Annotated in this window: 20 protein-coding genes and 1 tRNA gene; 6 read left to right on the top strand and 15 right to left on the bottom strand. The window is 62.6% G+C overall.

Features of this window, described 5'->3' with window-relative positions:
- Window positions 1-117: 117 nt before the first annotated feature.
- The 3 genes from IQ35_RS12755 to IQ35_RS12745 form a co-directional block, all read right to left on the bottom strand.
- Window positions 118-1,053, bottom strand: coding sequence for a complex I NDUFA9 subunit family protein (locus IQ35_RS12755; RefSeq protein ID WP_242003344.1), 936 nt, complete (start codon window positions 1,051-1,053; stop codon window positions 118-120).
- A 78-nt stretch (window positions 1,054-1,131) separates the two neighbouring features.
- Window positions 1,132-1,707, bottom strand: a complete 576-nt coding sequence (locus tag IQ35_RS12750) for a TMEM165/GDT1 family protein (protein ID WP_145073993.1) — start codon at window positions 1,705-1,707, stop codon at window positions 1,132-1,134.
- Between the two features lie 289 nt (window positions 1,708-1,996).
- The gene (locus IQ35_RS12745; RefSeq protein ID WP_145073990.1) at window positions 1,997-2,530 is read right to left on the bottom strand and encodes an Mpo1 family 2-hydroxy fatty acid dioxygenase; all 534 of its coding nucleotides are present in this window, start codon (window positions 2,528-2,530) and stop codon (window positions 1,997-1,999) included.
- 200 nt (window positions 2,531-2,730) lie between these two features.
- On the opposite strand from IQ35_RS12745, the gene IQ35_RS12740 reads away from it, so the two are divergent.
- A complete protein-coding gene (locus IQ35_RS12740; RefSeq protein ID WP_145073987.1) occupies window positions 2,731-3,243 on the top strand; it encodes a hypothetical protein in 513 nt (170 codons plus the stop codon).
- A 231-nt stretch (window positions 3,244-3,474) separates the two neighbouring features.
- Here the strand turns inward: IQ35_RS12740 and IQ35_RS12735 are convergent, their stop codons facing one another.
- The 5 genes from IQ35_RS12735 to IQ35_RS12715 form a co-directional block, all read right to left on the bottom strand.
- Window positions 3,475-3,879 (bottom strand): hypothetical protein, encoded by a 405-nt coding sequence (locus IQ35_RS12735; RefSeq protein WP_021244509.1) that lies wholly within the window; start codon window positions 3,877-3,879, stop codon window positions 3,475-3,477.
- A gap of 118 nt (window positions 3,880-3,997) precedes the next feature.
- Window positions 3,998-4,576: a hypothetical protein gene (locus IQ35_RS12730; RefSeq protein WP_145073984.1), complete on the bottom strand. Its 579-nt coding sequence runs from the start codon at window positions 4,574-4,576 to the stop codon at window positions 3,998-4,000.
- A 12-nt stretch (window positions 4,577-4,588) separates the two neighbouring features.
- Window positions 4,589-5,143 (bottom strand): demethoxyubiquinone hydroxylase family protein, encoded by a 555-nt coding sequence (locus IQ35_RS12725; RefSeq protein WP_145073981.1) that lies wholly within the window; start codon window positions 5,141-5,143, stop codon window positions 4,589-4,591.
- Window positions 5,140-5,625, bottom strand: a complete 486-nt coding sequence (locus IQ35_RS12720) for a disulfide bond formation protein B (RefSeq protein ID WP_021244512.1) — start codon at window positions 5,623-5,625, stop codon at window positions 5,140-5,142. The genes IQ35_RS12725 and IQ35_RS12720 overlap by 4 nt, the downstream gene beginning before the upstream one ends.
- Window positions 5,626-5,718: 93 nt before the next feature.
- The gene (locus IQ35_RS12715) at window positions 5,719-7,062 is read right to left on the bottom strand and encodes a S41 family peptidase (protein ID WP_021244513.1); all 1,344 of its coding nucleotides are present in this window, start codon (window positions 7,060-7,062) and stop codon (window positions 5,719-5,721) included.
- A 163-nt stretch (window positions 7,063-7,225) separates the two neighbouring features.
- Between IQ35_RS12715 and IQ35_RS12710 the strand changes: the two genes are divergently transcribed.
- A complete protein-coding gene (locus IQ35_RS12710) occupies window positions 7,226-7,759 on the top strand; it encodes a hypothetical protein (RefSeq protein ID WP_145073978.1) in 534 nt (177 codons plus the stop codon).
- A 22-nt stretch (window positions 7,760-7,781) separates the two neighbouring features.
- Here IQ35_RS12710 and IQ35_RS12705 read toward each other — a convergent pair whose 3' ends face one another.
- The 4 genes from IQ35_RS12705 to IQ35_RS21915 form a co-directional block, all read right to left on the bottom strand.
- Complete coding sequence (locus tag IQ35_RS12705) at window positions 7,782-8,435, bottom strand: sulfotransferase family protein (RefSeq protein WP_260401535.1); 654 nt, start codon at window positions 8,433-8,435, stop codon at window positions 7,782-7,784.
- Window positions 8,436-9,275: 840 nt separating this feature from the next.
- On the bottom strand, window positions 9,276-10,796 hold the full coding sequence (locus IQ35_RS12700) for a fumarate hydratase (protein WP_021244517.1): 1,521 nt from the start codon (window positions 10,794-10,796) through the stop codon (window positions 9,276-9,278).
- A 121-nt stretch (window positions 10,797-10,917) separates the two neighbouring features.
- The gene (locus IQ35_RS21520) at window positions 10,918-11,082 is read right to left on the bottom strand and encodes a glutathione S-transferase family protein (protein ID WP_242003348.1); all 165 of its coding nucleotides are present in this window, start codon (window positions 11,080-11,082) and stop codon (window positions 10,918-10,920) included.
- A gap of 74 nt (window positions 11,083-11,156) precedes the next feature.
- Window positions 11,157-11,252, bottom strand: coding sequence for a glutathione S-transferase N-terminal domain-containing protein (locus IQ35_RS21915; RefSeq protein ID WP_021244518.1), 96 nt, complete (start codon window positions 11,250-11,252; stop codon window positions 11,157-11,159).
- 489 nt (window positions 11,253-11,741) lie between these two features.
- Between IQ35_RS21915 and IQ35_RS12690 the strand changes: the two genes are divergently transcribed.
- Window positions 11,742-13,679, top strand: a complete 1,938-nt coding sequence (locus IQ35_RS12690) for a ribonucleoside-diphosphate reductase subunit alpha (RefSeq protein ID WP_021244519.1) — start codon at window positions 11,742-11,744, stop codon at window positions 13,677-13,679.
- 79 nt (window positions 13,680-13,758) lie between these two features.
- Here the strand turns inward: IQ35_RS12690 and IQ35_RS12685 are convergent, their stop codons facing one another.
- Complete coding sequence (locus IQ35_RS12685; RefSeq protein WP_021244520.1) at window positions 13,759-14,010, bottom strand: DUF2171 domain-containing protein; 252 nt, start codon at window positions 14,008-14,010, stop codon at window positions 13,759-13,761.
- A gap of 110 nt (window positions 14,011-14,120) precedes the next feature.
- Here IQ35_RS12685 and IQ35_RS12680 point away from each other — a divergent pair, with 110 nt between their 5' ends.
- A complete protein-coding gene (locus tag IQ35_RS12680; protein ID WP_021244521.1) occupies window positions 14,121-15,176 on the top strand; it encodes a ribonucleotide-diphosphate reductase subunit beta in 1,056 nt (351 codons plus the stop codon).
- A 204-nt stretch (window positions 15,177-15,380) separates the two neighbouring features.
- Here the strand turns inward: IQ35_RS12680 and IQ35_RS12675 are convergent, their stop codons facing one another.
- Window positions 15,381-16,298 carry a LysR family transcriptional regulator gene (locus IQ35_RS12675; protein WP_145073972.1) on the bottom strand — a complete coding sequence of 306 codons (918 nt, stop codon included), beginning with the start codon at window positions 16,296-16,298 and terminating at the stop codon, window positions 15,381-15,383.
- 112 nt (window positions 16,299-16,410) lie between these two features.
- Between IQ35_RS12675 and IQ35_RS12670 the strand changes: the two genes are divergently transcribed.
- Window positions 16,411-16,484 (top strand) — tRNA-Gly (locus IQ35_RS12670).
- 144 nt (window positions 16,485-16,628) lie between these two features.
- Here the strand turns inward: IQ35_RS12670 and IQ35_RS12665 are convergent.
- Entirely contained in the window at window positions 16,629-17,600 is a 972-nt protein-coding gene (locus IQ35_RS12665) for a hypothetical protein (RefSeq protein ID WP_145073969.1), read from the bottom strand.
- A 187-nt stretch (window positions 17,601-17,787) separates the two neighbouring features.
- On the opposite strand from IQ35_RS12665, the gene IQ35_RS12660 reads away from it, so the two are divergent.
- Window positions 17,788-18,004: transposase (locus IQ35_RS12660; protein WP_199739955.1), on the top strand; the 217-nt coding region annotated here is incomplete at its 3' end.

Below are 18,004 nucleotides of genomic sequence, written 5' to 3'. Positions count from 1 at the left end.
GACTATGCGGGAAGAGAGCGCGGATTGCGCGCCGCACACATTGCCGCAGCGCGCGCCGCCCGCAAAGCGTGTGGCGGGCGGCCGGTCGCGCGCGGCTTTCGTCCTATCGACGCCTGCTCAGTCTTTGACGCGTCCGGCGAAGCGGCCATGCCGGCGATAGCGCACCAGCCAGCCTTCCGCGACCGCGCCCATCGGCGTCGGCGCGATGCCCAGCGCCGCCAGCCCCTCCGCGCCCGGCGCGACCACATTGTCCTTTTGCAGCATCGCATATTGATCCCGCGTGATCGGCGCGCCCGGCAGGAAGCCGAAAGCCGCGATCAGCGAGGCGAGCGGCGCGGGCACGGCCACCAGGCTGCGTTCGCGCCCGATGGCCTTGGCGATCCAGGCGTTCAACTCCATCATGCTCAGCACTTGCGGCCCGCCCAGTTCATAGGACTTGCCGCCATGCGCGTCCGGCTGCGCCGCCGCATTGGCGATGGCCCCCGCGACATCGGTGACGAACACCGGCTGGAACTTCGTGCCCGCGCCGATCACCGGCACCACGGGAGCCATGCGGATCAGGTCGGCGAAGCGGTTGAGGAACTGGTCTTCCGGCCCGAAGATGATCGACGGCCGGATGATGGTCGCGTTCGGAAAGGCCGCCTTGACCGCCGCTTCGCCCGCCGCCTTGGACCGGCCATAGGCGGACGGGCTTTGCGCGTCCGCGCCGATGGCCGACACATGGACCAGCGCCTTGACGCCTGCGTCCGCCGCCGCCTTCGCCACATTGGCCGCGCCCTGACGGTGCACCGCGTCGAAATCGCCGGTCAATATGCCGACGAGATTGATGACGATGTCGCTGCCCGCGACGGCCAGCGCGACGCTTTTGGGCTTGCGGATGTCCGCCAAGACGAACTGCGTCTGGCCCAGGCCGCCCAGCGGCTTGATCCGCATCGCGCCCGCCAGGTCGCGCTGGGCCACGCGCACCCGCGCGCCGCGCTCCAGCAGCGCCTGCGCCACTTGCCGGCCCAGAAAGCCGCCGCCGCCGAACAGGGTAACCAGACTGTCCTTCATCACGCGTCCCATGTCTGTAGTAGGGGGAATCTTGCGTTCCCCCTTGCATCAGCCGCTGCCCGCTGACAACCGCCTTTGCTACATCCAGCCCTGCAAGCTGGCGATCATCCACAGCCCCAACGCCAGGAACAGCAGCGCCGCGCCGACCTGAAGCGCGCGCATCGGCACCTTCTTCGCCAGCACGTCGCCGAACAGGACCGCGGGCACATTGGCGATCATCATGCCCAGCGTCGTGCCCGCCGTCACCGCGATCAGATTGTCGAAGCGCGCGCCCAGCGCCACGGTCGCCACCTGCGTCTTGTCGCCCATCTCCACCAGGAAGAAGGCGACCAGCGTGGTCAGGAACACGCCTGCCTTCGAGGGCGCCTTGAGCGGCGCATCCTCGTCGATTGTGTCGGGGATCAGGGTCCATGCCGCCATGGCGATGAAGCTCGCCGCCACGGCATAGCGGAACCAGTCCTGCGTCAGCACGCCCGCGATGCTATGGCCGATCAGCGCGGCCAGGAAATGATTGGCGAGCGTCGCGAACAATATGCCCAGGATGATCGGCACCGGCTTTCGGAACCGCGTGGCGAGCAGCATGGCGAGCAGCTGCGTCTTGTCGCCCATTTCGGCGAGCGCGACCAGTGCGGCAGAAGTGAGGAGAGCTTCCATTCAGATTTTCCGGGGCCGGGCGAAGGGTTGAAGATGCAATGCCACCGCGTCCTCCCGCCCGGCCGGACTGGAAGATGCGATGCCATTGGTCTCGCCCGATGCGCTGGAACATGCGTTCCCGCCCATCCCGTCCGCCACGACCTCTCGGCCGAATATGTTGACGAACGGCCCGTCGCAGAGTGATTTCGAAGCGGCTGGAACAGCCGCCGGCTCGGAAATCACGGTACGCAAAAAGCCCGCGACGGCTGGCTACTCCCCAGATGACGGGTCAGCCTTTAGGGCAGGCGTTTCAGGAAGGCAAGTGCCCGCCATGGTGGCCGCGTTCCGACGGCTTGGTCAGTCTTTTCTCTATCGCCTGCCGGATGTTCCGGCGCGCGCCCATGGCGAAGAGGATTTCCGCCACGATGAACAGTGGACCGATCAGCAGCCCCCTTATATCGTCCAGAAAGGCGGGCTTGCGCCCTTCATAGCCATGGCCGATCAGTTGCAGGGCCCATCCCGCGACGAACAGCGCGCCGCCGATGGCGAGCCATGCGCCCGTCGGCATCTGCGCGATGGTGATGCCCGCCCAGCAGCCGATGACCAGCAGCGCCGTCATGATCGCGCCCAGCATCGCGTCCAGCCGCAGATAATAGATCGCCGCCAGCGTGGAAATGGCGATGGCGGGCGTCAGCGCCAGCGGCTCGGCGGGCAATATCGGGCGTGACAGCAATATGTCGACGCCCAGCATGATCATCGGAATGCCCACCATATGGGTGGCGACATTATGGGGATTGCGGTGATAGGCCGCATAGAGCGTCAAATGGTGGACCAGCTTGCTCATCGCTCCGGCTCCTCCTCCTTGGGCGCGATCTTCCGCCGCGTCCTTTCCGAAACCGATTCTGTCCCTCTTCGCGTCCCCCCGCAAGGAAATTTTCGCGATTTTCTCTGTTCGCGGGTGGGTGGTGGGTGGGAGCGGAATGGCGACTGTAAGCGTTAAGAAGCAAAGGGATTCGACTTGCCATTCCCAAGGAGCAACATATTGTGTTGAAGATGGCCTTCAAACGCGCAAAATCATTTTTCTTGGCTGTCTCGGCGTCCAGTGCAAGCGCAGTATTGGGATGTTCGCTGCCTTCTCCCGATTATAAAGCGCCTCCCATTATTGAACAGGCGAGGCAGGACATCCTACAGGCCGACGCTATAGTGGATGGAAAAATTGTTCGACTTGGCGGATATGATTACAGGGCAAAAAAGCTGATTCCGGTTATCCTGAAGGTAAGCAAAGTCTTCAAAGGGCCGAGATTGTCATCATTCTCTTTGAGAATACCGGCAGGAGGTTGTGAGATTTCCTTTCATAGGAAGGAGAAGGTCAGATTACTGCTTAGCGAGGCGAACGGCAGTTGGGCGGCCATCGAGCATCTAAATCTGCCTTACCCCATTTTCGGAGAAGCAAGTGAAGGTATGATAGACTATCGCTTGCCCTATGCCCGAGCGATCGACGAGCAGATCGGATTTCCTCGTAGCCCTGATACTGCTTTTACGCTCGCCGGGCAGTAAAAGTCATTTTTCCATTTTGCGGCTGCTTTTGGACGATTTGGAAAAATCGCTGAATCTCTAACCATGGTCGATTGCATATGAGTAGACCTATAAATCCTCCCCTGCAAGGGGAGGTGGCGAGCCGGAGGCTTCTCACGCTATCGGGAAGGCGCTATCTCTCCACCACCGCTTCGCGACGGTCTCCTTTCCCTTCATGGGAGGATCTGAGGGGGCGCAATTGGCCGCCCCCCCTTAAGGCTCGCCCTTCGACTCCTGCATCCGCCGTTCGGCGAACCATTGTTCCAGCATCTTGGCGGTGCAGCCGGTGAAGCCGTTGCTGCCGATGGCCGAGCAGCTTCCCGGCAGGGTCTGCCGCTGGACCTGTTCCATGGTCGCGACCTGGCTGCCCCATCCGGGGCCGCCCGCCGGTTCGGGTTTTTCGCGCAGCTTCTTGGGGATGCGATAGCGTTCGGATTCGGGCTTGCGCGCGCATACGACGATCTCGTCGCCCTCGCTTTTGGGGCAGGGGTCTTCGCCATAGACCACCAGCGTCGCCACGCGCTGCGGCGGATCGGCGGGCACGGGAGGCGGGGCAGGGGCCGCCTGCGCGGCTGTTCCCGCCATCAGGAGGAGGGGCAACAGGGCACGAAAACGCATGACGTAAATCCTTCCGTTCGCCCCTATATCCCTCATATATATCCCCCATGCGCCCAATATGGGGGAAGCGGCCTTTAAGACGCCGCAGCCGTGACGGTTCCGTCAGGCCCTTCGTTCATCAAGGCTGATCCGGCGCGCCGCCAGTCGGCTCCCCGGCCTGCTGCTGCCGCTGCTCTGCGGCCTGCGCCTTTTCATCGGCCACGGCCTGCGCCTCGATCGCCTTGCTGTCGGCGTCGATGGTGGAGAGCCGCCGTGCGCGCTCGGCTTCAACCAGATCCTTCCAGCTTGCATTATCCGCCGCCTGCCGCTCCGCCTTGGCCAGCCTTGCAAGCTGCGCGAAGCAGCCGGTCGCCCCGCCGCCGCCCACCGGCGAGCAGCTTTCCGTGCCGCTCCGGCCGACATATTCCATCGACCGGACGCGTTCGCCCCATGCCTGATGGCTGGGCTGATTCGGGTCGCTGCGCAACGGTTCGGGGATGCGGTAGCGTTCCTCCTCGCCCTTGCGCGCGCACACCACGATGTCGTTGCCGGCGCTCTGCGGGCAGGGATCGTCGCCATAGACGATGACGAGGTTCACCTTTTCATTCTCCGGCCCGGCGGCGGGCGCGGCCTGATTGGCGGGGCCGGTCTGCGCCATGGCGGGCAGGGCGGTCCCCATCATCAGCAGGGCGGCGGCGATCATCGGCGTCTTCATCATGATAGCGTCCTTTCAGATGCGCTTCGAAAGCGCGATGGCGGCACGGCAACCCAGACGGATGGCGCCCGACAGGAGGGGATAGGCCGGGGCCTGCTCCGCGCCATGGGCCAGCGCGGCGTCGCGATGCTCGACTTCCTCCGCCTGAAAATCCGCGATGAGCGTGGAGAGTTCCGGGTCGTCCCGATCCAGTTCCTTGAGCTGCTCGGAATAATGCAGGTCGATTTCCGTTTCGATTGCGGCAGTGCAGGCCATGGCGGCGCGCGGACCGATAGCCGCCGTCACCGCCCCCAGCGCAAAGCCCGCCACGCTCCAGATCGGCGTCAGCGCCGTCGGCCGCACGCCCCTTTTCGCGATCATCGCGTCGAATGTCCTGCGGTGGCGCTCCTCCTGCGCGGCCATGCCCGCGATCAGGCGCGCATCGGGATGCCGGTCCCCCATCACCGCAAGCTGCCCCGCATAGATGCGCGTCGCGCCGAACTCGCCCGCCTGATCGACGCGCAGCATGGAAGCGCGCGCCTTGTCGCTGACCCGGTGGCCGGGACGGGGAAAATCCTTCGCTGCGCTCATGCCGTCGCTCCCTTGCGGCTCAACAGCCCCAAGATGGCGAGCGCCGCTCCCAGCGACAAGAGGCCGTTATAGCCGGCGAGCGAAATGCCGAAGAGGCTCCACGGCGCGACGTCGCAGCGGGTGATCGGCGTCGCCATGATCCGGTCGAGGATATCGGCCGAACTGCCGCCCCCCGGACTGGTCGAGCAGGCGGTCAGCCCCTGCCACCAGCCATATTCGACGCCCGCATGGAAAATCCCGATCCCCCCGCTGATCCCGACGGCCAGCGCCGCCAGCGCCGTGAATGCCGCGCTGAGGCAGGGCCGCCCCTTCGCCGCAAAGGCGGCCAGCGCCAGCGCGATCGCCGCCATATGCGGATAACGCTGCCACCAGCACATTTCGCAGGGAGGCAAGCCCCCCCCATATTGTGAGACATAGGCGCCCCCCAGCAGAGCCAGAGGAACGATCAGCGCCAATGCGCGGGCAAGCGGCAGGGTCTTCATAACGCCCGCTTAAACCCGTCCGCGCCTTTCGTCATGCTGAACTTGCGTTGGCAAAAACAAACCCTTCCGCGTGGGGAAAGGGTTTCCGTGGGCCTACTTGCGCGCCGGCCTCTCCCCTGCTTGCGCGATCACGGCGTGCGGCGTCGACGCCAGCCGCGAGATCGTCTTGAGCGCATAATCGAGCTGGAAGTCGTCGATCCCCTTCTTCTTCAGCTCCTCCGCCGTCGCGGCGAAGCGGGGATCGTCCTTGCTGTCCTCTTCCAGCGCGGCGTTATCCGTCTTGATCTCGTTTATGAGGTGGCGGCGCAGGTCGCTTTCGCGGAATTTGGGCCGGTTCTTGTAATCGGGGTCGGAAAGCTGCGGCACCTTGATGTCCGGCTCGATCCCGCCTTCCTGCACCGACCGGCCCGAAGGCGTATAGTAACGCGCCGTCGTCAGCTTGAGCGCGGTCGTGTTCGACAGCGGCAGCATGGTTTGCACGCTGCCCTTGCCGAAGCTCCTTTCGCCCATGACCAGCGCGCGATGCTGGTCCTGCAAGGCGCCCGCCACGATCTCCGATGCTGAAGCCGACCCTGCGTCCACCAGCACGATCACCGGCAGTCCCTTCGCGTCGTCGCCGGGCTTGGCGTAATAGCGTTCGATGTCGCTTTTCGCCCGGCCGCGCTGCGACACGATCTCTCCGCGCTCCAGGAAGCTGTCGCTCACCGCCACCGCTTCATCCAGCAAGCCGCCGGGATTGGAGCGCAGATCGAGGATATAGCCTGTCGGCTTGCGCCCCAGCGCCGTGTCGATGCTGCGGATCGCCTGCCGCACGTCCGCGCCGGTATTGGCGGAAAAGCTGATGATGTTGATGATGCCGACGCCGTTCTTCACTTCCCATTTGACCGGCTTCAACTGAATGATCTCGCGCGTCAGCGTCAGGTCGATGGGCTTGTCGCGGCCGGGGCGCACGATGGAGAGCTTGATCTGCGTGCCCGGCGCGCCGCGCATCTTGTCCACCGCCTCGTCCAGCGTGCCGCCGTAGATGAGCTGCCCGTCGATATGGGTGATATAGTCGCCTGCCTTGATCCCCGCGCGCCAGGCGGGGGTGTCCTGTGTCGGCGCGATCACCTTGACCGCGCCGTCCTCCTGCGTGACGGAGAGGCCCAGGCCGCCATAGCTGCCCTCCGTCTGCGTCCGCAGATTCTCGAAATCCCGCGCGTCCAGGAAACTGCTGTGCGGATCGAGGCTGGCGAGCATCCCGTCGATCGCGCCCTTGATGAGCTTTTCGTCGTCGACCTTCTCGACATAGTCGGTGCGGACTTTCTGGAACACGTCCATGAATTCGTCGAGCGCCTTGTAGCTGCTGGCGTCGGCGTCCGCGAGCGCGGCGGTGGTGGCGGGAATAAGCGCAAGCGCGCCGAGCGCGACCGCGCCCTGCAGGAAAGCCGATTTCATGGGTGTCCTTGGATTTGGCATCTTGGGCCTATCATAAGGGATTCGCGGCGGGACGCAAAGCTCCGCTCGACCAATATTGCCCACAGTCGATGAGCGTCGGGTTAATGCCGCCCATGCGCCCTTGGGGGTTGAGCGTTCCGGTGGCGTCGGGCATGAAGCAGCGATGCGTCTCACCCCTTCCCTGGCCGCCGCGGCGTCCACGCTCGTCCTGCTGGCCTCCTGCGTCGCGCCGCCGCAGCAGCAACCTGCTCCTTCGCCTCCGCCGCCCCAGCCGGCCCCTGCCCCCGAACCCGCGCCGCCGCCCGCATCGATGGAATGGCACGACCGGCCCGTTGCGGCGGGCAACTGGAGCTATCGCCCTGATGGCGGCGGAACGGTCGCGCTTTACGGCGTCGCCGGGGCCGCCCCGCTGCTCACCGTCCGCTGCGACATCGCGACGAAGCGGGTCAGCTTCACGCGGCCCGGCGCGGCGCAGGGCGCGATGACGATCCGCACCAGCTATGGCGCGATGGCCTGGCCCGCGACCGCGTCGGCGGGCGCCGCGCCGCAGACCGCCGCCACTCGCGCCGCCAGCGATCCGGCGCTCGACCAGATCGCCTACAGCCGCGGCAAGTTCGCGGTGGAGGTGGCGGGCCTCCCTTCGCTCATCCTCCCCAACTGGGCCGAAATATCCCGCGTGATCGAGGATTGCCGTTAACCGCTCTCCGGTTTTCGCGGCTTTAGAGTACCCTCCATCGCTCCGCCATTCGCAGTGCGGAATTGGCGAGGCGGCGTGACAGGGGCGGCGTCTTGCCGGCATTGACATGGGGGAAAGGCGCGTCCGGAACCTCTGCTCCAATGAAATCGCATAGCTGTTCCCACTGATCGCCCTTCTCCCAGCACAACACGCGCACGCGATCGCCCAGGAATGCCTGCGCTTCCTGATTATGCGCATGATAAAAGGCGATGTGCTCGTCCGGGGCGTTTTCCGGATAATGATAGCCATAGGCGAGCTTGCGGGCGTGGCGCAGGGGGCGCGACTGGCGCGCGTGCCGCGACAGGCTGTTGAGCCAGGTTTCCGCGCTTTTCCGCACGGTGAGCACGAATTTCGCGTCGGGATAGCGATCGGCCAGCTCGCGATACATCAGGGGATAGGGCCAGTCCTCGAAACTTTCGAAGCGGTCGATCTCCTTGAAGACCCGCGCGACCTGCCGGCTGCGATAGGCATGGAGCAGATCCCGGCGATAACCCAGATGCTTGTAGCCCAGCCTTTGGAAGCAGGACCCCAGCGTCGTGGTTCCCGTCTTGTTCAATCCGATCCCGAATATCTTCGGTTTTCCGCGGCTCCCTACCAGTGAACGGCCTGTCCCTGCTTTCTTGCGGATCTGTTTCATGAGAAGCCGGCCTCCCGTGGTAGCGCCACGCGGCGGGCGGAGGTTTCGGGAACGGGATGCGATAGGGAATGAAGTGGGCTACTCCTTCCTTTCGATCCCTTGTGGGGTACGAACGCGAAAGCTGTCATGTCTTTTCCTCCACGGAAAAGCTAGAATGGACATGCCTTCCCCGCCAAGAATCCCTTCGGTGCAATGCCGATTTCCCGTGGAAGGGCGAAAACGGATCATGGCCGGGAAATTGGGAAGGGGTCCGGCGCGCCGCGTCGCATGCGATCCGCGCCGTCCGATCGCCTTCGAACGGCCGGTGCCGATTTTTCGCTGATTTCCGGTGGTTTCGCGCCCTTCGCGCAGCGGCCGCACTTTTCGGCGCGGACGAACAAGTATGATTCGAAAAAAGATTATTACAAGCCTTGATCCTTCGCTCCGTCTGATTCACAAATCGTCTCGTGGCCATTTCGGACAGGCGCCGAAACGGCTACGCGGGCTTCAACAAAGCGAAAGGAGGTGATCCGATGTCTCATGGTTCAGCAATGGGGTCGGTCAAGTCCATTCGGGGAACGCGCCGCTGAGAGACGCCCCCGGCGTCGACCTTTCCGGGCCGCAGGGACTTTGGAGCGCCGATACACAGGCCGTCTCCGCCCGGACGACAAGCGCGAACAACGTCACCCTTTGGGCGGCACTTCCGGCCGCTGACCATGTCAATGACGGGCCGTCGGGTTTCGACCCGGCGGCCCCTCTCATGTCCGCGGCTCAGCTTTTGACCACGTTGCGGCGGCCAACGGTTTCCGCCCGCAGCCGCCGCGTTGGTTTCGATCGGGAGGATGGATCCGTCCGCTGGAATCATGCTCCTTCGAGCAGATGTTCCCTCTTGATCTTTTCCTGCCACACCAAGGGCGCGAGGCGGTGGACATTCTGCCCTTCGCTATCGACCGCGACGGTGACGGGCATGTCCTGCACGTCGAATTCGTAGATCGCTTCCATGCCGAGGTCTTCAAAGCCCACGACCTTCGCACCCTTGATCGCGCGGGCGACCAGATAGGCCGCGCCGCCGACCGCCATCAGATAGGCGCTCTTGTGCTTCGCGATGCTGTCGGTCGCCGCCGGGCCGCGCTCCGCCTTGCCGACGCAGGCGGCGAGGCCCTGCTCCAGCATCATGTCCATGAAGCTGTCCATGCGGGTCGCGGTGGTGGGACCGGCGGGGCCGACCACTTCGTCGCGCACCGGATCGACCGGGCCGACATAATAGATGACGCGGCCCTTGAAATCGACGGGCAGTTGTTCGCCCTTCGCCAGCATGTCCTTGATCCGCTTGTGCGCGGCGTCGCGACCGGTCAGCATCTTGCCGTTCAACAGCAGGCGGTCGCCATGCTTCCAGCTTTGCACGACTTCCGGCGTCAGCGTGTCGAGATCGACGCGGATCGCTTCCTTGCTGGGTTTCCAGTCGACCTGCGGCCATTCGGAAATCTTCGGCGCCTCCAGATAGACCGGGCCGGAGCCGTCCAGCGTGAAATGGGCGTGACGGGTGGCGGCGCAATTGGGGATCATCGCCACGGGCTTGCCGGCCGCATGGCAGGGATAGTCATAGATCTTGACGTCGAGGATGGTGGAAAGCCCGCCCAGCCCCTGCGCGCCGATGCCGAGCGCGTTCACCTTGTCGAAAATCTCGATCCGCATCCGCTCGATGTCGGTCCGGGGGCCGCGCGCCTTGAGTTCGCCCATGTCGATGGGTTCCATCAGGCTTTCCTTGGCGAGCGCCACGGCCTTTTCCGCCGTGCCGCCGATGCCGATGCCCAGCATTCCGGGCGGGCACCAGCCCGCGCCCATCTGCGGGATCATCTCCAGCACCCAGTCGACGATATTGTCGCTGGGGTTCATCATCTTGAACTTGGTCTTGTTCTCGCTGCCGCCGCCCTTGGCCGCGACGTCCACCGTCACCTTGCCGCCCGGCACCATCTCGACGTTCAGCACGCAGGGCGTGTTGTCCTTCGTATTCTGGCGGCTGAACGCCGGGTCGCGCAGGATCGAGGCGCGCAGACGATTCTCGGGGTTCAGGTAAGCGCGGCGCACGCCTTCGTCGACGACTTCCTGCATGGAGCGGCTGTTGTCGTCGAGGCGGCAGTCCATGCCCCATTTGATGAAGATGTTGACGATGCCGGTGTCCTGACAGATCGGGCGGTGCCCTTCGGCGCACATGCGGCTGTTGGTCAGAATCTGGGCGATGGCGTCCTTGGCCGCCGGATTGGCTTCGGCGTCATAGGCTTTTCCCAGCGCGCGGATATAATCCATCGGATGATAATAGCTGATGAACTGAAGCGCGTCCGCGACGCTCTCGATCAGATCGGCGGTCTTGATGACGGTCATCTACCCTGGTCCCTTGGCAATTTTGTCCTTTGCCTTGGCCTATAGGCCAATGAAAGGACGAGTCCAGTAGGACGCGGCCTTCCCCGCGTCTCCGCGCGAACCTGCACTCAGGCCGATTTTGTCAGCCTTTCCCGTCGGCGAAGGGGAAGTTGTGGAACCAGGGCCGCATCTCCTCCAGCACGCGGGCGACGCTGGGCCGCGCCTCCAGCCGCGCGATATAGGCGGCGAGGTTCGGGTGGCTTTCGCGGAACGGGACGACGTAATCGGTAAAATAGAGCGAGGGCAGGGCGGCGCAGTCGGCCAGGCTGAAATCCTCGCCCCGCCGCCCAGGTCCGGCCCGCGATCCTGTTCTCGATTAGGTCATAAGCCCTGGCGCTCGAAGGGCGTGTCGTTTTCGTAAAGGGGGATCAGCACCTTCCAGCAATAGGAGGAAAGGGGATGGTAATAGAGAATCATGATCCGGCCTCTTTGAACAGCAGCGGCTTCCTTACCACATTATGCCGCCCGACCGGTCCAAGCCATTGAGAGAAGCAATTTTCCCGACGCGCGCATTTTCGTGGCAAGCCAAATTTATTTTCATGCCCGCATGAACCCTCTTGCCTTTTCGGGAGCCAAGGGAAGTCCGTGCGTCGCGCCGATAGAGCGCCCCAGGCCTGCGGCGAACCGAGTCAGGGCGGCGGTGAGCCGAGTCTTCAACCCATCATTTACCCTCTTGCGCGTGGCGATGGCTGTGGCACTATCCCTTGTATCGGGATAACGGGGGTCACCCAACAGATTGTGATTGCTTCGCTGGACGGTTTCCAGCGTCGGGGCGATTTTTGCCCTTGCGATCCGGTCGGCTGGACCCATTTCCGTCCCGCCACGGTTTGGATCATGCTATGCTCCCCGCTTTGCCGGGCCTTGGCTTGACCGAATCGAACGGAACAGGAACATTCGGGGGCTCGCATGGATTTTCGAGATAGCGCACAAGGTATTGGCGACGTGGCAACCGTGATGGAAGATTTGGTGGAAACGCAGGCGGCGGCGCAGCAGGCGTCCGGACCCGCTCCGGCGAAGGAGGCGATTTCGTCGTCCAAGATATTGGACCGCCGCTTCGATATCGTGACCGATCCGTCGCGCGACGCGCTGCTGACGGAGTTCGGCAAGGATACGCTCAAGGACCGCTATCTGCTGCCGGGCGAGAGCTATCAGGACCTCTTCGCCCGCGTCGCAGCGGCCTATGCCGACGATCAGGACCATGCCCAGCGCGTCTATGACTATATCTCGCGCCTGTGGTTCATGCCCGCGACGCCCGTGCTGTCGAACGGCGGCACCGGGCGCGGCCTGCCCATCAGTTGCTACCTCAATTCGGTGGACGACAGCCTGGAAGGCATCGTCAACACCTGGAACGAGAATGTCTGGCTCGCCTCGCGCGGCGGCGGCATCGGCACCTATTGGGGCAGCGTGCGCGGCATCGGCGAGCCGGTCGGCCTCAACGGCAAGACCAGCGGCATCATCCCCTTCGTCCGCGTGATGGACAGCCTGACGCTCGCCATTTCGCAGGGATCGCTGCGCCGTGGGTCCGCAGCCTGCTATCTCGACGTTTCCCATCCTGAGATCGAGGAGTTCCTCGAAATCCGCAAGCCCTCGGGCGATTTCAACCGCAAGGCGCTCAACCTCCATCATGGCGTGCTGCTGACCGACGAGTTCATGGAAGCGGTGCGCGACGGCGCGGAATTCAATCTCAAATCGCCCAAGGACGGCTCGGTCCGGGGCAAGGTGGACGCCCGCGCCCTGTTCCAGAAGCTGGTCGAAACCCGCCTTGCGACCGGCGAACCCTATATCGTCTTCTCCGACACGGTAAACGGCACGATGCCCAAGCATCATCGCGATCTGGGCCTCAAAGTCTCCACCTCCAACCTGTGTTCGGAAATCACCTTGCCGACGGGTCGCGACCATCTCGGCAATGACCGCACCGCGGTCTGCTGTCTTTCTTCCCTCAATCTCGAAACATGGGATGAGTGGAAGGAAGACAGACAGTTTATCGAGGATGTCATGCGCTTCCTCGACAATGTGTTGCAGGACTATATCGACCGTGCGCCGGACGAGATGGCGCGAGCCAAATATAGCGCGTCGCGCGAACGTTCGGTGGGGCTGGGCGTCATGGGTTTCCACAGCTTCCTGCAGGCGCGCAATCTGCCCTTCGAGGGGGCGATGGCGAAGTCCTGGAACCTGCGCATCTTCAAGCATATCAACGAGAAGGTGAACGAAGCCTCGATGCAGCTCGCGGTCGAGCGCGGTCCGTGCCCGGACGCCGCCGACATGGGCGTGATGGAGCGCTTCTCCTGCAAGATGGCGATCGCGCCCACCGCGTCGATCAGCATCATCTGCGGCGGCACGTCGGCCTGCATCGAGCCGATCCCGGCCAACATCTACACCCACAAGACGCTGTCCGGCAGCTTCGTGGTCAAGAACCCCTATCTGGAAAAGATCCTGCGGGAAAAGTCGAAGGACAGCACAAACGTCTGGAACACGATCCTCGAACGCGGCGGATCGGTCCAGCATCTCGACTTCCTCTCCCAGGAGGAGAAGGACACGTTCAAGACCAGCTTCGAGATCGACCAGCGCTGGCTGCTTGAACTGGCCGCCGACCGCACACCCTATATCGATCAGGCGCAGTCGCTGAACCTGTTCATCCCGGCCGATGTGGAAAAGTGGGATCTGCTGATGCTCCATTTCCGCGCGTGGGAACTGGGCATCAAGTCGCTTTACTATCTCCGTTCCAAATCCGTGCAGCGCGCCGGTTTCGCGGGCGGGGTGGAAGCGGACAACACCATCGACGCGCCGAAATTCGAACTGGCCGGCGGGAGCACCGATTATGACGAGTGCCTTGCCTGCCAATAAGGCGCGCGCCAAAGCCCTCTCCCCTTGGGGGAGAGGGTTGGAAGAAGGGGCGTTGCGCCCCTCTTCTCGTGGAAAGCGTCTATTCCGCCGTTTCGAACAGATCCGCCGCATTGGCCGCCGTCGCGGACAGGCGCACGGTATCGCCTTCGACTTCGGCAATCAGCCCGCCGTCGAAATAATGATGCTTCGCCCCTTCGCCGTCCGGCCCCTGCGGGCTGTCGGCCTTGGTCAGCTTGATCCGGCTTCCGTCGACATGATCGACGGTGCCCAGATGCACGCCGTCCGCGCCGACGACATTCATATGTTCCTTCACTTGGGACAGGTCAGCCATAGTCATTCTCCTGGGTTGATCCAGTCTCAACGCATGAAACGCCATCCGGTCGCAGGCCCTGCCCGCCGCCCGTCCCACACTTCGCTCTTTCAGGCCCAAGGATAACCGCCATGCCCCTTCTTCAAGCCAGCAAGGTCTACAAGCCCTTCGAATATCCCTGGGCCTATGAATTCTGGAAGCGCCAGCAGCAGCTCCACTGGCTGCCGGAGGAAGTGCCGCTGGGCGAGGATTGCCGCGACTGGGCGCAGAAGCTCTCCGACCATGAGCGCAACCTGCTGACGCAGATCTTCCGCTTCTTCACCCAGGCGGACGTGGAGGTGCAGGATTGCTACCACGAAAAATATGGCCGCGTGTTCAAGCCGACCGAAATCAAGATGATGCTGACCGCGTTCAGCAACATGGAAACAGTCCATATCGCGGCCTATTCGCACCTGCTCGACACGATCGGGATGCCCGAAACCGAATATTCGGCCTTCCTCCAATATAAGGAGATGAAGGACAAGCATGACTATCTGTCCCAGTTCGGCGTCGACACGGATGAGGACATCGCCAAGACGCTGGCGATGTTCGGCGGTTTCACCGAAGGGTTACAGCTTTTCGCCAGCTTCGCGATGCTGATGAACTTCCCGCGCTTCAACAAGATGAAGGGCATGGGGCAGATCGTCACCTGGTCCGTCCGCGACGAGACGCTGCACTGCGAAGGCATTATCAAGCTGTTCCACACCTTCGTGAAGGAACGCGACTGCCTGACCCTCTCGGTCAAGGAAGACATTCTGGACATGTGCCAGAAGACGGTGCGGATCGAGGATGCGTTCATCGATCTCGTCTTCGAAATGGGTCCGGTGCCGGGCATGACGCCCAAGGACATCAAGCGTTATGTCCGCTACATCGCCGATTGGCGGCTGGGGCAGTTGGGTCTCAAGCCCATCTACATGATCGACGAGCATCCGTTGCCCTGGCTGGCCCCGCTGCTCAATGGGGTGGAGCACGCGAATTTCTTCGAAACCCGCGCGACCGAATATTCGAAGGGCGCGACCCGCGGCCAGTGGACCGAGGTGTGGGACGCCTTCGACCGCCGCAAGAAGCTCAAGGGCAGCGACGCGGCCAATAGCGACGAGGCCGCCGATCCCGACATGTTCAAGGCAGCGGGCATCGCGGCGGAGTAGGAAGGGCGAGGCTGCGAGGGCCGCTCCGGTGCGGGAGCGGTCCTCCGGGTTTCCTTCGCGGGTCTCTTTCTAAACAATGGCTGTAATCGGCCAGGAGCGGACTAACCTCCACCGGTTCCTTCTCACCCTCTGCACCGCCGTTCCCATCCTCGTCGGACAGGATAAGCGGCATGAGAGGCGGCCGATCGCCACTGCTTATGCCTCTTACAGGAACAGATAGTCGGCCAGCGCCTCGACCGCCGGAGTTTCCGCCGCGCGCGGGCCGACCGCTTGCCGGATTTCGATGGCGGGCAGAGGTGCTTCCAGCGCCAGCCTTTTGATCCCTTCGACCCGACCCATATCCCGCGCCATGGGACCGAAAGCTGCGAACCAGCCCTGCCCCTGCCGCAACGCCGTCATGATCTCGAACAGATTGTCCGATTCCAGCGCGGGCATCCCCGGCGTGATGCCGCCGCGTTGCAGGGCGTCCTCGCTGATCTGGCGCAGCCCGTTGCGCGGCTCCATCGCCAGCATCGGCGCGGCCTCGATCTCGCGGAACGACACCATATCCTGCTGGGCCAGCGGATGCGTACTGCCCGCATAGAGGCTCAGCGGTTCCGACCAGCCATAGCGCGACGGCAGATCGGGGGGGTCGCCCAGTGCATAGAAATAGGCGATGTCGATCTTGCCCTCGCCCAGCGCCTCGCGCGCCTGCGCGGCCAGTAATATGTGCAGGTCCAGCGTGATCGCCACATCCTCATTGGCTTCCTCGAACGCGGCCAGCGCCTCCTGGAAATGGCCGAAGACCGGTGGCGGCGCGCCCAATGTGACGGATCGGCGCGCCGTTCCGGCGAGCGGAGGACGCAGATTTTCGGGCGGCGATTCCTTCGCGGCCGGCGCCTGCTCGGAACTGTCCTGTTCCAGCAATGTCATGGCCTGCGCCGTTTTCCTGCCCGCTTGCGTCAGCCGCGCCGTGCCGTGCAAATCATCGAACAGCTTATAGCCGAGCCGCATTTCCAGCGCGGTGATGTCGCGTGCGACCTCCTCCACGCCGATGCCCAGATCGCCGGCGCAGCGCGCGATGCTGCCCGCCGCCGCCATCTGCGCGAATATGTCCAGTTGGCGCAGGGAAGGCTTGGCCATGAAGCGGGTGATAGAGCAAAGCAGGCGTCGGGTTAAGCGGGAACTTGGAGCGCGGCGTCGATGCGATATTGACGAAGCCCCCTCAATGATGGCAGGGCGCTTTGCCTGACGGGCGGGTATAGCTCAATGGTAGAGCACTAGCCTTCCAAGCTTGTGATGCGGGTTCGATCCCCGCTACCCGCTCCACCGTCAATCTCTCGCATGATCCCTGTTCTGTGGATACGGCACAACCGTTCGATGAGGATCGAAGGCCATCCGGCGGCGAGCCGCTGACGTGTCGAAGCATCCGTCTTCGATCCTGACAATGCGGAAATTTAGGGAGCGCTGTAATTATGCGCCATCCTCGATCTTACACAAAGAGAGCCCATGGAATTCGAAATCGAATCCGGATCTAACCCTTATATCGAAATGGACACGAGAATCGCGCTTCACTTCAAAGAGAAATTCACCATTCTTATCCCGCGTACAGGGGATTTCGTGATCTTCACCCTTTATATGAGCGGAAAAATCACAGGATAAATCCGACTTCGAATATATATCCAGTCTTGATATATATTTTCCGGCTTCAAGTTCTCTCTCCAAAACCTCCTGCCCATTCAAGATGGCATATCTTGCAAGATCCCGGCCGCATTCTCCCAGAGAAATGAGCTTCGTATTTTCTCCTGTCTCCACGGCGTTGCGAAGTCCCGACAGGACTATGTCGGAAAAGTAAATCGGATCTATTCGATAGTCCGCCCAATGCCAAACCTTCCCCTGTTCGATATCCTGTACCCTGTCTTCAGGGATCAGGATGGATTTCGGGTGGATATAGCTCCGATTTACGGTGGATCTGCCTTTATTGGCGCAATGCGTTAGTCCCGGCTTCCTATGAAAAAGCGCAGGCCATACAGCATCCGTCCCTGCGTTGCTGACAAAGTAATCACAATAAGCGGCAATATGAATTTTCGTGGAAGCAGGGGACCCCATCACGCTAAAATGGCTGGTTTCCAGGCTCATTTCATCGACTATATCGTTCAGCTTCTCATATTCTCCGGCGCAATGCTTCTGACGGAATTTATGATTGTTCGCTGCCGCTGGCGCGGTCATGCCGTCGAAGACGAACCCAATGCGAGGAAAGGCGTTTTTCAGCTTGGATATAGTTAATTTTATGGCCTCTATCGATGATGTCCATCTTGGCTTGAGGTCGCAGACGCCAAGCCAGACGATCGGGTGATGGGATCGGCGCCATTCCCTGAAACCAGCCATCTCATCGGCGAATTGTAGCCTGGAGTTGCGCGCGCGAATGAGATCGACTGCTTCCAACAGAGGATATTTTTTCTTTATGGAAAAAATCCTGCTCGCGAGCAGATAGAATTTCTCCCCCCATTCCGCCTCTCCCTTAGCCCGCCTTATTCACCAAAAGTGTCCTGAAGGGTTGGCGGGAGTGGCGTAAGCCTCTGATCTGAATTAGGAACTGGGTGTCTAAGCCGAACCTGCCGCAGGGCAGAAAATGCCACGGGCCACACCCGCCATGAACGATGATATCGCAAGCTCATTTGGATTCCCAGCAGTCGGCCGCAAGAAAATCACAGCTGCGTTCGACGGTGGCCGGCTTACCTCGGATGGCGGTGTTCTACTGCTTGCACAGGCCGAGCGCGCGATGGGGATTTGCCAGCGCCTGGCGGCTTGTATTGCCGATCCGCGCGATCCAGCGCGGGTGATCCATC

The sequence above is a fragment of the Sphingobium wenxiniae genome, assembly GCF_007830065.1.
GTDB classification, from domain to species: domain Bacteria; phylum Pseudomonadota; class Alphaproteobacteria; order Sphingomonadales; family Sphingomonadaceae; genus Sphingobium; species Sphingobium wenxiniae.
This window is presented reverse-complemented; position numbering and strand designations above follow the sequence as displayed.